At 70.5% G+C, this 14,975-nt stretch carries 13 protein-coding genes; 12 read left to right on the top strand and 1 reads right to left on the bottom strand.

Annotated features, from left to right (window positions below; genetic code table 11):
* Positions 1 to 4 precede the first annotated feature (4 nt).
* Complete coding sequence (gene hemW, locus IEX69_RS17080; RefSeq protein WP_085019079.1) at positions 5 to 1,225, top strand: radical SAM family heme chaperone HemW; 1,221 nt, start codon at positions 5 to 7, stop codon at positions 1,223 to 1,225.
* Positions 1,226 to 1,416: 191 nt separating this feature from the next.
* On the opposite strand, the gene IEX69_RS17075 is transcribed toward hemW, so the two are convergent.
* Positions 1,417 to 1,953, bottom strand: coding sequence for a DUF4870 domain-containing protein (locus IEX69_RS17075; protein ID WP_174604416.1), 537 nt, complete (start codon positions 1,951 to 1,953; stop codon positions 1,417 to 1,419).
* A 205-nt stretch (positions 1,954 to 2,158) separates the two neighbouring features.
* Between IEX69_RS17075 and hrcA the strand changes: the two genes are divergently transcribed.
* From hrcA to IEX69_RS17020, 11 genes are all read left to right on the top strand, one after another.
* Complete coding sequence (gene hrcA / locus IEX69_RS17070) at positions 2,159 to 3,175, top strand: heat-inducible transcriptional repressor HrcA (protein ID WP_085019081.1); 1,017 nt, start codon at positions 2,159 to 2,161, stop codon at positions 3,173 to 3,175.
* A gap of 63 nt (positions 3,176 to 3,238) precedes the next feature.
* Complete coding sequence (dnaJ, locus tag IEX69_RS17065) at positions 3,239 to 4,345, top strand: molecular chaperone DnaJ (RefSeq protein WP_085019082.1); 1,107 nt, start codon at positions 3,239 to 3,241, stop codon at positions 4,343 to 4,345.
* Positions 4,346 to 4,350: 5 nt separating this feature from the next.
* The gene (locus IEX69_RS17060; RefSeq protein ID WP_085019083.1) at positions 4,351 to 5,109 is read left to right on the top strand and encodes a 16S rRNA (uracil(1498)-N(3))-methyltransferase; all 759 of its coding nucleotides are present in this window, start codon (positions 4,351 to 4,353) and stop codon (positions 5,107 to 5,109) included.
* Positions 5,110 to 5,197: 88 nt separating this feature from the next.
* Positions 5,198 to 5,575, top strand: coding sequence for a histidine triad nucleotide-binding protein (locus IEX69_RS17055; protein WP_085019084.1), 378 nt, complete (start codon positions 5,198 to 5,200; stop codon positions 5,573 to 5,575).
* A 58-nt stretch (positions 5,576 to 5,633) separates the two neighbouring features.
* On the top strand, positions 5,634 to 6,641 hold the full coding sequence (locus IEX69_RS17050; RefSeq protein WP_085021392.1) for a PhoH family protein: 1,008 nt from the start codon (positions 5,634 to 5,636) through the stop codon (positions 6,639 to 6,641).
* A 2-nt stretch (positions 6,642 to 6,643) separates the two neighbouring features.
* Positions 6,644 to 7,108 (top strand): rRNA maturation RNase YbeY, encoded by a 465-nt coding sequence (ybeY, locus tag IEX69_RS17045; protein WP_085019085.1) that lies wholly within the window; start codon positions 6,644 to 6,646, stop codon positions 7,106 to 7,108.
* Complete coding sequence (locus IEX69_RS17040) at positions 7,105 to 8,448, top strand: hemolysin family protein (protein ID WP_085019086.1); 1,344 nt, start codon at positions 7,105 to 7,107, stop codon at positions 8,446 to 8,448. Before ybeY ends, IEX69_RS17040 begins: the two co-directional genes overlap by 4 nt.
* Positions 8,445 to 9,329, top strand: coding sequence for a GTPase Era (era, locus tag IEX69_RS17035; RefSeq protein WP_085019087.1), 885 nt, complete (start codon positions 8,445 to 8,447; stop codon positions 9,327 to 9,329). The genes IEX69_RS17040 and era overlap by 4 nt, the downstream gene beginning before the upstream one ends.
* Before the next feature lie 27 nt (positions 9,330 to 9,356).
* On the top strand, positions 9,357 to 10,334 hold the full coding sequence (gene dapA / locus IEX69_RS17030) for a 4-hydroxy-tetrahydrodipicolinate synthase (protein WP_085021393.1): 978 nt from the start codon (positions 9,357 to 9,359) through the stop codon (positions 10,332 to 10,334).
* Between the two features lie 42 nt (positions 10,335 to 10,376).
* Entirely contained in the window at positions 10,377 to 12,053 is a 1,677-nt protein-coding gene (locus IEX69_RS17025; RefSeq protein WP_085019088.1) for a ribonuclease J, read from the top strand.
* A 97-nt stretch (positions 12,054 to 12,150) separates the two neighbouring features.
* On the top strand, positions 12,151 to 14,973 hold the full coding sequence (locus IEX69_RS17020; RefSeq protein ID WP_085019089.1) for an FtsK/SpoIIIE family DNA translocase: 2,823 nt from the start codon (positions 12,151 to 12,153) through the stop codon (positions 14,971 to 14,973).
* Positions 14,974 to 14,975 lie beyond the last annotated feature (2 nt).

Raw genomic sequence — 14,975 nt, 5'->3', positions numbered from 1 at the left:
GGCCGTGGCCGGAGCGCTTCCCCTCGGAGACCCGGCGCCGCCCGACGGACTCCTGCCCCTCGCCGACGCCGAGCTCTCGTCGTCGCGCGACCTCGGCCTCTACGTGCACGTCCCCTTCTGCCGAGTGCGCTGCGGCTACTGCGACTTCAACACGTACACCTCGGGCGAGTTGAAGGGCGCGCGTCCGTCCGACTACGCGTCGCAGGCGTCCGCCGAGCTGCGGTTCGCCGCCGACGTGCTCGATGCCTCGGGCGTCGTCTCGCGCCCCTTCTCGACGGTGTTCCTCGGCGGCGGCACCCCGACGATGCTGCCCGCCGCCGACCTGGTGCGGATGCTCGGCACGGCTCGCGAGGTCGCCGGTCTCGCCGAGGGCGCCGAGGTCACGACCGAGGCGAACCCCGACTCCGTCGACGAGCGCTACCTCGCCGAGCTGGCGGAGGGGGGCTTCACCCGCGTGAGCTTCGGGATGCAGTCGGCGGTGCCGTCGGTGCTCGCGACGCTCGATCGCACCCACGACCCGGAGCGCATCCCGCACGTGGTGCGTTGGGCGCGCGCGGCGGGGCTGCAGGTCTCGCTCGACCTCATCTACGGGGCGCCGGGGGAGACCCTCGACGACTGGCGCCGCTCGGTCGACGCGGTCCTCGAGAACGGGCCGGACCACGTCTCCGCGTACGCGCTCATCGTCGAGCAGGGCACCCGGCTCGCCCGGCAGATCCGCACGGGATCGGTCCCCGAGCCCGACGACGACCTGCAGGCCGACATGTACGAGCTCGCCGACGACGCCTTCGCCGCCCACGGGTACGAGTGGTACGAGGTGAGCAACTGGTCGCGGTCCACCGGGACGCGCTCGCGGCACAACCTCGGCTACTGGCTCGGCCACGACTGGTGGGGTGTCGGTCCCGGTGCGCACAGCCACGTCGGCGCCACGCGCTGGTGGAACGTGAAGCACCCGTCGGCGTACGCGTCGCGCATCGCGGAGGGGGTGTCGCCCGCCGCCGGTCGCGAGCGGATCGGCGCCGCGTCCGCCGAGCTCGAGCGCATCCTGCTGCTCACACGGGTGCGCGAGGGGATCGCCCTGTCGTCGTTGCTCCCGACCGCGCGTCGCGAGGTGGCGGGCCTCCTCGCCGACGGCCTCGTCGACCCCGCCGCCGCCTTCGCCGGCACCCTCACCCTCACCCGCCGCGGCCGCCTCCTCGCCGACGCCGTCGTCCGCCGCCTCACCTGACCCCGCCCCGGCCGGGCCCGGGTTGAGCCAACTCCGGAGATTCGTCCTGATCTGAGCTGACTCCGGATCTGCCGCGGCGTGTCGCACCGAATGTCCGGAGTTGGCACGGCGGAGGGACGCCGGACAGCGAGAAGGCGCCCTTCCGGAAGCTCCGGAGGGGCGCCCTCTCGTGGTTCGACGAGTCGAACGGACTACTTGATGAAGCGGAAGTTGAAGAAGTAGCGGTAGGTGCCGCCCTGGTTCACCTTCACACCCGCGATGATCGCGAAGATGAGGCCGACGATCTGCACCGCCCACGCGAGGAAGTAGAACAGGAAGCCGATGAAGATGAAGGCCGTGATCGTGCCGATGATGTAGAGGCCGACCACGAAGATCGCGACGGTGATCTGGAAGTTCAGCGACTCCTTGCCCTCCTGGTTGGTGAGGGGGCCGCGGTCCTTGAAGATGAGCCAGATGATGAGCGGCGGGATCCAGCCGAGGATGCCGCCGAGCTGCGCGAGGAACGCCCACTGCTTGTCCTCGGCCGGGCTGAGCGGGGCCGCGGCGGGAGCGGCGCCGTACGGCTGCTGGTACCCGGGCTGCTGAGGCTGCTGGTACCCGGGCTGCTGGTAGCCGGGCTGCTGAGGCTGCTGGTAGCCGGGCTGCTGCGGGGGCTGCTGGTATCCGCCCTGCGGGGGAGGCGTGGGCTGACCGGCGTTGGGGTCGTAGGGGTTGTTGGGGTCGGTCACGTCTGGGCCTTTCGCTTGGAGACACATGCCTCTGTCGGGTGCCAAGATAGCGGCACCTCGGCCCCGCGGCAATGACCGTTGCTCAGGATGTCGGGGGACGACTCCGACTCAGGCGCGGTAGGATTGGCAGTCCAGCGGTCCGAGTGCCAGGACCGCAGCGCCGGTCGGAACGCTCGTCGGCGCGGGCGGTGAGAGGAGGTCCGGCATGGTGTCCGAACGCAGCCTCGAGGTCCTCAGGGTCATCGTGCAGGACTACGTGGCCAACCGCGAGCCCGTCGGCTCGAAGACGATCGTCGAGCGCCACTCCTTCGGGGTCTCGGCGGCGACCATCCGCAACGACATGGCGCAGCTGGAGGAGGAGGAGCTCATCGCGGCTCCGCACACGTCCTCCGGGCGCGTGCCCACCGACAAGGGGTACCGCCTCTTCGTCGACCACCTGTCCGAGCTCCGTCCGCTCTCGTCCGCCCAGCGGCACGCCATCGAGGCCTTCCTCGGGGCCTCCGCCGACCTCGACGACGTGCTCGCCCGCACGGTCCGCCTGCTCTCGCAGCTCACCCACCAGGTGGCTCTCGTGCAGTACCCGTCGCGGCACCAGGCCAGGGTCCGTCACGTCGAGCTCGTCTCGCTGGCGCCGAGGCGCCTGATGTCCGTCGCGATCTTCGACTCGGGGCAGGTCGAGCAGCGCGTCATCGAGACGCCCGCCGACGTCGATGCGAGCACGCTCGCCGACTTCCGTGCCGTGGTCAACAGCGTGGTCGTCGATCGTGGGCTCCTCGACGCCGCCGCCGCCCTCGACGTGCTCGCCGCGGCCGACGCCCGCGACGGCGTGGAGTCGAGCATCCTCGCGACCCTCCAGGAGCAGTTCGCCGCCAACCGGCAGGAGAAGCTCATCATCGCCGGCGCCGCGAACCTGGTGCGCACCGAGGAGGACTTCCGCGGCAGCATCCTCCCCGTGCTCGAGGCGGTGGAGGAGCAGGTGACGCTCCTGCGTCTGTTCAGCGAGATGGAGGCCGACCAGCGCGGCGTCTCGGTGAGCATCGGCCGCGAGAACGAGTCGTTCGGCCTCGGTGAGACCTCGGTGCTCGCCAGCGGCTACAGCGGCAGCGGCTCGGCCGTCTCGCGTCTGGGCGTTCTGGGGCCGCTCCGTATGGACTACTCGAGCAACATCTCGGCCGTGCGCGCCGTCGCGCGGTACCTCACCCGTCTCCTCGGCGAGGCCTGACGGCCCGTGCCGTCCTGCGCCTGCCGCCGTCCGGATCCGATCCACACGAAGGAGTAGCCCCTGGTGGCTGACCACTACGACGTCCTCGGCGTCTCCCGCGAGGCGACGCCCGACGAGATCAAGAAGGCCTACCGCAAGCTCGCCCGCGAGCTGCACCCCGACGTCAACCCGAGCCCGGAGGCGCAGGAGAAGTTCAAGCAGGTCACGCACGCCTACGACGTGCTGAGCGACCCCGGCGCTCGACGCGACTACGACCGGGGCCCCCAGCCCGGGTTCGGTCAGGGCGCCGGAGGCTTCGGCGGGTTCGGCGACATCTTCGAGACCTTCTTCGGTGGCGCGACCGGCGCTCAGCGCGGGCCGCGTTCCCGGGCAGAGCGGGGTCAGGATGCGCTGCTGCGTGTCGAGGTCGACCTCGGCGAGGTGGTGTTCGGCACCCATCGCGACATCGAGGTCGACACCGCCGTGGTGTGCGAGACCTGTCAGGGCAGCTGCTGCCAGCCGGGCACCCAGCCGGTGACCTGCGACGTCTGCCGCGGCTCGGGCCAGATCCAGCGCACGGTCCGCTCGCTGCTCGGCAACGTCGTGACGAGCGCCCCCTGCGGTACCTGTCGCGGCTACGGCACGGTCATCCCCTACCCCTGCAACACCTGCCAGGGCCAGGGCCGCGTCCGCGCTCGTCGCACGATCCCCGTCGACATCCCCGCCGGCGTCGAGTCGGGGCTCCGCCTGCAGCTGCCAGGCCAGGGCGAGGTCGGCCCGGCGGGCGGCCCCCAGGGCGACGTGTACCTCGAGATCAAGGTGCGCCACCACGACGTCTTCAGCCGTGCCGACGACGACCTGCTCTGCACCCTCGAGGTGCAGATGTGGGATGCGGTCCTCGGCACCACCACGACGGTGCAGGCGCTCGACGGCGACATCGAGCTCGAGCTGCGCCCCGGCGTCCAGAGCGGTGACGTGCTCACCGTGAAGGGGCGCGGCATCACGCACCTGCGCGGCGCGGGCCGCGGCGACCTCAGGGTCGGCGTGCACGTGCTCACCCCCACGAAGCTCGACGGCAAGCAGAAGGACCTCATCCGCCAGCTCGCCGCGTCCCACAAGGGCCAGAAGCCGTCGCTCACGCAGTTCCAGCAGGGCCTGTTCTCGAAGCTCCGCGACCGCTTCCTGGGCTGAGGCGCATGAGCTCGCTGTTCCTCCGCGACGACCTCGCCGCTGTGCCGCACGCGGTCGGCGACGAGGTCGAGCTCACCGGCGACGAGGCCCGCCATGCGGCGACGGTCAACCGGATGCGCGTGGGGGAGTCGACGAGCCTCGGCGACGGCCGTGGCCTCGTCGTGTCGGGAACGGTCACGTCCGTCGAGCCGAAGCGGGTGGTGATCGCCGTCGACGGCGTGCGGCGGACCGATCCGCCCGCCGTGCGGCTGACGCTCGTGCAGGCGCTCGCGAAGGGCGACCGCGACGAGCTCGCCATCCAGGCCGCCACGGAACTGGGGGCGGATGCGGTGGTGCCGTGGCAGGCGGAGCGCTCGGTCTCGCGGTGGTCCGGCCCGAAGGTGGCGAAGGGCGAGGAGCGCTGGCGCTCGATCGTGCGCGAGGCCGCCAAGCAGGCGATCCGGCCCTGGGTGCCGGAGGTGGGATCCCTCGCGTCCACCGCCGACCTGGTCGGGCTCGCGACGCGCAGCCGCATGCTCGTCCTCGAGCCCAGCGCGTCCGCGCGTCTGTCGGAGTGGCCGCGCGAGGAGGATCGCGCCGACGGTGAGGATCTCCGCGACGTCGTCCTCGTCGTCGGCCCCGAGGGCGGCCTCTCGCCCGTCGAGCTCGACCGTCTGCAGCAGGCCGGCGCCACCCCCGTCCGGCTCGGCCCCGAGGTCCTGCGGACCTCGACCGCGGGCCCCGCGGCCATCGCGGCGCTCGCGGTGGCCCTCGGGCGCTGGTGATCGCCCCCGCGTTGCGCCCGCAGCGATCACGGCGGCCGGGATCCGATCGGCCCGTCCGCTCGTCGGCGGCGAAACCTAGGATGGACTCATGACCGACGCGACCACCCACGACCAGGCAGAGCCCTCGATCTTCACGCGCATCATCCGCCGTGAGATCCCCGCGTCGGTCGTCGCCGAGGACGAGCACCTCATCGCATTCCACGACATCGCGCCCCAGGCGCCGGTGCACGTGCTCGTCGTCCCGAAGACAGAGCAGTACCGCGACGTCGTCGAGCTGGCCGCCGGAGATCCGGCCCTCCTCGCCGAGATGGTCGCGTTCGCCCACAAGATCGCACGAGACCTCGCCGACGGCGACTTCCGTCTCGTGTTCAACACCGGCCCCGAGGCGGGGCAGACCGTCTTCCACGTGCACGCTCACGTGCTGGCAGGCGGCGCGAAGGAGGATTCACTTGGAACGACCGGCTGACGACACCGCAGCCAGCCAGGCGCGCACCGAGGCGCGCCTGCACGTGGACGGCATCGAGATGGTGCGTCTGCTCGGCCCGCAGGACCGCCTGCTCACCACGCTCGAGCGTCAGTACCCGCTCGTCGAGGTGCACGTGAGGGGCAACGACATCACGATCAGCGGCGAGCCCGATCAGGTGGCCGATGCCCAGCGCCTCGTGGAGGAGCTGCTGCAGATGGTCCGCAACGGCCAGGAGCTCACCCCTGTCGAGGTCTCGAGCTCCGCCCGCATCCTCGAACGCGACCGAGGCGGGGTGGGCCCGGCCGAGCTGTTGAGCCAGGCCATCCTCACGGCCCGGGGCAAGAGCATCCGGCCCAAGACGATGGGGCAGAAGCAGTACGTCGACGCGATCGACCACAACACGATCGTGTTCGGCATCGGCCCTGCCGGTACCGGCAAGACGTACCTCGCCATGGCGAAGGCGGTCCAGGCCCTCCAGCGCAAGGAGGTCAACCGCATCATCCTCACGCGTCCCGCCGTGGAGGCGGGGGAGCGGCTGGGCTACCTGCCGGGCACCCTCACCGACAAGATCGACCCCTACCTGCGGCCGCTGTACGACGCGCTCAACGAGATGATGGACCCGGAGATCGTCCCCAAGCTGCTGGCGGCGGGCACGATCGAGGTGGCGCCGCTGGCGTACATGCGCGGTCGCACGCTGAACGACTCCTTCATCGTGCTCGATGAGGCGCAGAACACCACGCCCGAGCAGATGAAGATGTTCCTCACCCGTCTCGGGTTCAACTCGAAGATGGTCGTCACCGGCGACATCACGCAGGTCGACCTGCCGATGGGGATCAGCGGCCTCCAGGTCGTCTCGCGCATCCTCGACCGGGTCGACGACATCCACTTCGCCACGCTCACGAGCGACGACGTGGTGCGTCACACCCTGGTGGGCCGCATCGTCGACGCGTACACGAAGTACGACCAGGAGCAGATGGCCAAGCGGCAGCGCGACGACGCCGCCCGCGGGGCCGGCGGGGGTCAGGTCAGCGAGCGCGATCGGCGCTACAGGGCGAGCAGGCGGTAGAGATGACGATCGAGATCAACAACGAGTCGCAGGTCGAGGTCGACGAGGCCGCGATCCTGCGCCTGGCCGCGTTCGCGCTCGAGCAGATGCACGTGCACGCCGACGCCGACCTCGCGATCGTGCTGGTCGACGAGGGCGCCATGGAGCAGCTCCACGTGCAGTGGATGGACGAGCCCGGCCCGACCGACGTGCTGAGCTTCCCCATGGACGAACTGCGCCCCGGCACGGAGGAGTCGCCCACCCCGCCCGGACTCCTGGGCGACATCGTGCTCTGCCCGCAGGTGGCCGAGGTGCAGGCGGAGGCCGCGGGGCACTCCACGCTGGAGGAGCTGCTGCTCCTGACGACGCACGGCATCCTCCACCTGCTCGGCTTCGACCACGCCGAGCCGGATGAGGAGCGCGAGATGTTCGGCATCCAGCGCGACATCCTGGTCGGCTTCGCCCTCGTGGAGCGCCGCCGACGATGAGCATCGTCGCGTTCCTCCTCGTCGCGCTGCTCCTCGCCGGCTTCGGCGGTCTGCTCGCGGCGGCCGACGCGGCCATCCTCTCCCTCTCCCGTGCCGATATCCTCGAGCTGGCGGCGACCTCGCGGCCGAAGCGCTCCCTGCGGGCCATCGCTGAGCAGACGGATGCGCACCTGAACGCCGTGAACTTCGCCCGCGTCGTCTCGGAGATGACCGCGGCCGTGTTCGTCACCATCGCGCTGTCGTTCGGCATCGACGTGCTGTGGCTCGCGCTGCTGCTCTCGGCGCTCATCATGACGGCGGTCTCCTTCGTTCTGGTCGGATCGAGCCCGCGCAGCGTGGGCCGCGTGCGGCCACGCGAGGTGCTCCGCTGGGCGGCCCTGCCCGTGCACGTCGTGCGCGTGATCCTGGGTCCGATCGCCCACGCGCTGGTCGCGATCGGCGACCGCGTCACCCCGGGCCGACCGGGGTCGGGCACGTTCGCGTCGGAGGAGCAGCTGCTCAGCATGGTCGACGAGGCCACCGAACTGGCCGTGCTCGAGGAGGACGACCGCGAGCTGATCCACTCGATCATCGAGTTCAACGACACCGTGGTGCGCGAGGTCATGATCCCGCGCACCGACATGGTGACGGTGGGGAGCACCGAGACGGTCGGGCACGCCCTCGGGCTCTTCCTCAGCCGCGGCGTCTCCCGCATGCCGGTCGTGGTGGGCGACGACGCCGACGACGTCGTGGGGGTGCTCTACCTGCGCGACGCGGCCAGGCTCAGCTACGAGCGGCCGGAGACGATCGACTCCGCCCGCGTCGAGTCGCTGATGCGCCCCGCCGTCTTCGTGCCCGAGTCGAAGAAGGTCGACGACACGCTCCGTCAGATGCAGGCGCAGTCGAACCACCTGGCGATGGTCGTCGACGAGTACGGGGGCATCGCGGGGCTCGTGACCCTCGAGGATCTCATCGAGGAGCTCGTGGGCGACATCTCCGACGAGTACGACCACGACACCGACGACGTGACCGAGCTCGGCGACGGCGCGTACCGGGTGAGCGCCCGGCTCCCCGTCGACGAGCTGGGGGAGCTGTTCGGCCTCGAGCTCGACGACGACGACGTCGACACCGTCGGCGGGCTGGTGGCGAAGCTCCTCGGCAGGCTGCCCGTGACCGGGTCGACCGTGGAGGTCGCCGGGCTCGTGCTCACCGCCGACCGGGTGGAGGGGCGCCGCAAGCAGCTCGTCAGCGTGGTCGCCCGCCGGGCGGACGGGTCCGACGAGGAGCCGACGGCCGAGCAGTCGAAGAAGAGCAGGACCAGACCGGACGACCGGATCGAGCAGAAGGAGGGTGCGGCGTGAGGAGCGGATTCGTCTCGTTCGTCGGACGACCCAACGTGGGCAAGTCGACGCTGACCAACGCGCTGGTGGGCGAGAAGATCGCGATCACCAGCGCGAAGCCGCAGACGACGCGTCGGGCCATCCGCGGCATCGTGAACGCGCCGGCCGGTCAGCTCGTGATCGTCGACACCCCGGGGATGCACCGGCCGCGCACCCTGCTCGGGGAGCGGCTCAACGCCCTCGTCGAGTCGACCCTGGGCGACGTCGACGTAGTGGGCTTCTGCGTTCCCGCTGACGAGAGGATCGGCCCGGGCGACCGCTTCATCAACCAGCAGCTCGACTCGTTCCCGCGTGCCAAGAAGGTCGCGATCGTGACCAAGATCGACGACGCCTCTAAGCAGGCCGTCGGCGAGCAGCTGTTGGCGATCTCGCAGCTGCGCGACTGGGATGCCGTAGTGCCGGTCTCGGCGGTCGACCGCATCCAGCTCGACGTGCTCGTCGAGGAGCTCATCGGCCTCCTGCCCGAGTCGGAGCAGGCGCTCTACCCCGACGACGCGGTGACCGACGAGTCGGAGGAGGAGCGGATCGCGGAGCTCATCCGCGAGGCGGCGCTCGAGGGCGTGCGCGACGAGCTGCCGCACTCGATCGCCGTCACGATCGACGACATGCAGCGGCGCGACGACCGCGACCTGCTCGAGATCTACGCGAACCTCTTCGTCGAGCGCGACAGCCAGAAGGGCATCATCATCGGCCCGGGCGGGTCACGCCTGTCGGCCGTGGGCAGGCGCGCCCGCGGCGAGATCGAGCAGCTGGTCGGCTCGCAGGTGTACCTCGACATCCGCGTGAAGGTGGCGAAGGACTGGCAGCGCGACCCCAAGCAGCTGGGCCGCCTGGGCTTCTGAGCGCTGCGAACCGATAGCCTGGTGGACGTGTCTGCACAGGAGAATCCGTTCGGCCAGGTGCTCGTCGCCATGGTCACGCCCTTCACCGCCGACGGCGAGGTCGACTGGCCGGGCGTCGAGCGGCTCACCGACGACCTGATCTCGAACGGCGCCGACGGCATCGTCGTGTCGGGGACGACGGGCGAGACGTCGACGCTCACCGACCCCGAGAAGCTCAAGCTCGTCGAGGTCACGAAGTCGGTCTCCTCCGGGCGCGCCAAGATCATCACCGGGGGCGGCTCCAACGAGACCGCCCACGCCATGCAGCTCGCGCAGCAGAGCGAGAAGGCGGGCGCCGACGGCAACCTCGTCGTCACCCCGTACTACAACAAGCCCACCCAGGCCGGCATCCTCACGCACTTCCGCATGATCGCCGATGCCACCGACCTCCCGGTCATCCTCTACGACATCCCCGGCCGCACCGGCGTGCCCATCCGGTACGAGACCCTGCTGCGCCTGGCGAAGCACCCGAACATCCTCGCCGTGAAGGATGCGAAGGGCGACTTCAGCGAGGTCAGCCGCGTGATGAACCAGACCGACCTGATGTACTTCTCCGGCGACGACGCCAACGTGCTGCCGCACCTGGCGATCGGTGCGACCGGGCTCATCGGCGTCACGGCCAACATCGTCCCCGGGGCCTATCGCACCATCGTCGACGCGGTGAACCGCGGCGACCTCCCGGCGGCCACCGCGATGCACCAGGCGCTCGAACCGCTCGTCCGCGCCGTGATGACGCATGTGCCCGGCACGGTGGCGGCGAAGTACGTCCTGCACGGCCTCGGCCGCATCGCCAGCCCCCGCGTGAGGCTGCCGCTCGTCGGCCCCGAGGAGTGGGAGGCCGCCGACATCGAGAACGAGATCGACCTCGTCCGCTCCATCCCGGGCCTCGACCTGTCGAGGTTCCGCCCCGATCGCAACGCAGCCGCCGGTGGCGCGCTGCCCAAGGTGGCCGGCACCACCCGTTAGGCGTGCCGCCCGCATCCATCGCTCGAACGCCCTAGGAGGCCCATGAAGAGCACCATCGTCGATCCCCCCGCCCTCGCACCGGGCACCCTCCGCATCGTCCCCGTGGGCGGTCTCGGCGAGATCGGCCGCAACATGACCGTGTTCGAGTACGAGGGCAAGCTGCTCATCGTCGACTGCGGCGTGCTGTTCCCCGAGGAGAACCAGCCCGGCGTCGACCTGATCCTCCCCGACTTCAGCGTCGTGCGCGATCGTCTCGACGACGTCGTGGGCATCGTGCTCACCCACGGGCACGAGGACCACATCGGAGCCGTCCCGTACCTGCTCAAGCTGCGCGAGGACATCCCCATCATCGGCTCGCCGCTGACGCTGGCCCTCACCGAGGCGAAGCTCAAGGAGCATCGCATCACGCCCTACACGCTCGACGTGCGCGAGGGCCAGACGGAGCAGCTCGGCCCGTTCGAGTGCGAGTTCGTGGCGGTCAACCACTCGATCCCGGATGCGCTGGCCGTCGCCATCAAGACGCCCGCCGGCGTCGTGCTGCACACCGGCGACTTCAAGATGGACCAGCTGCCGCTCGACGGCCGGCTGACCGATCTCCGCTCGTTCGCCCGCCTCGGCGAGGAGGGGGTCGACCTGTTCCTCGTCGACTCCACCAACGCCGACGTGCCCGGCTTCACGCCGCTCGAGAAGGACATCGGCCCGGTGCTCGAGTCGATCATCGAGCGGGCACCCCGTCGCGTCATCGTGGCGAGCTTCTCCAGCCACGTGCACCGCGTGCAGCAGGTGCTCGACGCCGCCCACGCCCACGGTCGCCGGGTCGCGCTCCTCGGCCGCTCGATGGTGCGCAACATGACCATCGCGGCCGAGCTCGGCTACCTCAAGGTGCCCGAGGGCGTCCTGATCGACTTCAAGAAGGCCGGCGACATCCCCGACGACCGCATCGTCTACATGTCGACCGGGTCGCAGGGCGAGCCGATGGCCGTGCTCAGTCGCATGGCGAACCTGGAGCACCAGATCGAGGTGGGGGAGGGCGACACCGTGATCCTCGCCTCGAGCCTCATCCCGGGCAACGAGAACGCCGTCTACCGCGTCATCAACGGACTCACGAAGCTCGGCGCCACCGTGGTGCACAAGGGCAACGCCAAGGTGCACGTCTCCGGTCACGCGGCCGCCGGCGAGCTCCTGTACTGCTACAACATCCTGAAGCCGAAGAACGTCATGCCGGTGCACGGTGAGTACCGTCATCTGTTCGCGAACGCGGCGCTGGCGATCGCGACCGGCGTGCCCGAGTCCCACACGATCCTCGGCGACGACGGCACCGTGGTCGACCTCCGAGACGGTGTGGCGACGGTGGTCGGCCAGTACGACCTCGGCTTCGTCTACGTCGACGGCTCCAGCGTGGGCGAAATCACCGATGCCGACCTCAAGGATCGCCGGATCCTCGGCGAGGAGGGGTTCATCTCCATCATCGTCGTGGTGGAGGCGCAGACCGGCCGGGTCATCGTCGGTCCGGAGATCCACGCCAAGGGCTTCGCCGAGGACGAGTCTGTCTTCGACGGGGTCAAGCCGAAGATCGCCGCGGCGCTCTCGGAGGCGGTCGAGAACGGCACCCGCGACACCTATGCGCTGCAGCAGGTGGTGCGGCGCACCATCGGCCGCTGGGTCAACACGAAGCTGCGCCGCCGTCCGATGATCGTGCCGCTCGTCATCGAGGCCTGACCGCTCGGACTCCTGCACACCCCCGATCAGGCGGCCGGGTCTCGACACCCGGCCGCCATGACCGGGCTTCTCGACCCCTCCCGGGTAGCGTGAGACCATGGCCACGAGCAGCAAGTCGACGACGCGCTCCCGCGCCGGCTCGACGCGCGGAGGCACGGCCGCGAGCACTCGCGCGTCCTCGTCGAAGCGCACCACGACCGCCCAGAAGACGCTGAAGTTCCCCGCCGCCGAGGAGCGGCCGAACCCGCTGGTCTCCGGCTGGATGGGCCTCGCGCACCTGGTCGGCGGTGCGGCTCGGGCCTTCGGCCCGGAGAAGCTGGAGAAGGACGAGCGCCGCGACGGCCTGCCCTTCCTGTTCGTGCTGCTCGCCGTGATCGGCGCGGTGGTGGAGTGGTTCCTCGCCTCCAACGCGGTCGCCGCCGTGCTGAACGCCTGGTCGTTCGGCGGGCTGTTCGGCCGTGTCTCCTACGCCCTGCCCGTCGTGCTCCTGCTGGTGGCGTTCTGGCTCTTCCGCCATCCCGCCTCGGTGAACGACAACGGCCGGATCGGGATCGGCCTGGGCCTGCTCATCGTGACGACGTCCGGCATCTGCCACATCTGGGGCGGCCGGCCCGATCCCGCGGCCGGCATCGAGGGCCTCGCCGTCGCCGGCGGCGTCATCGGCTGGCTGGTCGGCGCACCCCTCGCGGCCGTGATCACGCCGATCGGTGCGACCGTCCTCCTGAGCGCCCTCCTCCTGCTGTCGCTGTTCATCCTCACCAAGACCCCGCCGAACCGCGTCGGGCGGCGGCTCCGCGAGCTGTACGCCTACCTCTTCGGCGCCACTGCGCCCACCGACGAGGAGCCGGCGGTCGACGAGGCGACGGCCCGGAAGCCGAAGCGCGGCAAGCGCGGCGCGACCGACGACGAGGGCGACGAGTCCGCCGAGGGCGAGCTCCCGTGGTGGCGTCGCAACTCCAGCGGTCGCGAGGAGGATCCGGCGTTCGACACCCCGCTCATCCGTCCCACGATCGAGGACAGGACGCCCGCGGCCGAGGAGCCCTACGACTCCGCCGCCGAGATCGCCACCGAGTCCTACGGCCAGGGCAGCTTCGACGACGTCGTCTTCGGCGACCTCGCTGCCGCCGAGCAGGCGATCAAGCGGGTCACGGGCGAGATCCTCCCCGGGCGGCCGTCGGCGACGAGCCTCCTCGACGACTCCGGGTCGGATGCGCTGCCCGCGTTCTCCGGTGCCACGATCCCGGTCGAGCTGCCCGAGTCGCTCGCGAACACGGGCGAGCTCTCGCCCGCCCCCGACACCTCCGCCGCCGACTACCGGCTGCCCAGCGTGGCGTCGCTCGAGTCGGGCGCCCCGGCCAAGGCGCGGTCCGCGGTCAACGACGACGTGGTGCGCGCGATCACCGACGTGCTGCAGCAGTTCTCGGTCGACGCGACGGTCACCGGGTTCTCGCGCGGTCCGACCGTCACCCGGTACGAGATCGAGCTGGGCCCCGGCGTCAAGGTCGAGCGTGTGACGGCCCTGTCGAAGAACCTCTCCTACGCGGTCGCGTCGAACGAGGTGCGCATCCTCTCGCCCATCCCCGGCAAGAGCGCGATCGGCGTCGAGATCCCGAACACCGACCGCGAGACCGTGGTGCTCGGCGACGTTCTCCGCTCGGCCAAGGCGATGAACGACCCGCACCCGATGACCATCGGCGTCGGCAAGGACGTCGAGGGCAAGTTCGTGCTCGCGAACCTCGCGAAGATGCCTCACCTCCTGGTGGCCGGCTCCACCGGGTCCGGCAAGTCGAGCTTCATCAACTCGATGGTCACGTCGCTGCTCATGCGTGCGAAGCCCAGCGAGGTGCGCATGGTGCTCATCGACCCCAAGCGCGTCGAGCTCACGGCCTACCAGGGTGTCCCGCACCTCATCACGCCCATCATCACCAACCCGAAGAAGGCCGCCGAGGCCCTCTCCTGGGTGGTGAAGGAGATGGACATGCGGTACGACGACCTCGAGAGCTTCGGCTTCCGGCACATCGACGACTTCAACCGCGCCGTCATCAACGACGAGATCACGCTTCCGCCCGCGAGCCAGCGGGTGCTGAAGCCCTACCCGTACCTCCTCGTGGTGGTCGACGAGCTCGCCGACCTGATGATGGTCGCTCCCCGCGACGTCGAGGACTCGATCGTCCGCATCACGCAGCTCGCCCGGGCCTCGGGCATCCACCTCGTGCTCGCGACCCAGCGGCCGAGCGTCGACGTCGTCACGGGTCTCATCAAGGCGAACGTGCCCTCCCGCCTCGCCTTCGCGGTGACGAGCGTCACCGACTCCCGCGTCATCCTCGACCAGCCCGGGGCCGACAAGCTGATCGGCCAGGGCGACGGGCTGTTCCTGCCGATGGGCGCCTCGAAGCCCATCCGTGTCCAGGGCGCCTGGGTGTCCGAGAGCGAGATCGCGGGCGTCGTCCAGCACGTCACCCGTCAGGCGCGTCCCGAGTACCGCGACGACGTCACGGCGGTCGCCGAGAAGAAGCAGATCGACTCCGACATCGGCGACGACCTCGACCTCCTGCTCCAGGCGGCCGAGCTCATCGTCAACAGCCAGTTCGGGTCGACCTCGATGCTGCAGCGCAAGCTCAAGGTCGGCTTCGCCAAGGCCGGGCGCCTCATGGACCTCCTCGAGTCCCGCGAGATCGTCGGGCCCTCGGAGGGGTCGAAGGCGCGCGACGTGCTGGTGACACCGGAGCAGCTCCCCGAGGTGCTCGCGATGCTGCGGGGTGGTGGCGGCCCCGCTCCCTCGGGTCCGTCCGGTTCGAGCGGAGGCGGTCCCAGCGGTTCCGATGGTCGCGACCCGGTGTCGAGCTTCGACGCGGGGCTATACCCTGAGGAGGAGGCCTCCTCCGACGAGGATGCCTGGCAGCTGACCGGCAGGGAGTAAGA

Source organism: Cnuibacter physcomitrellae (assembly GCF_014640535.1).
GTDB lineage: Bacteria > Actinomycetota > Actinomycetes > Actinomycetales > Microbacteriaceae > Cnuibacter > Cnuibacter physcomitrellae.
The sequence above is the reverse complement of the archived record's forward strand: the minus strand, read 5'-3'. Positions and strand labels throughout refer to the sequence as shown.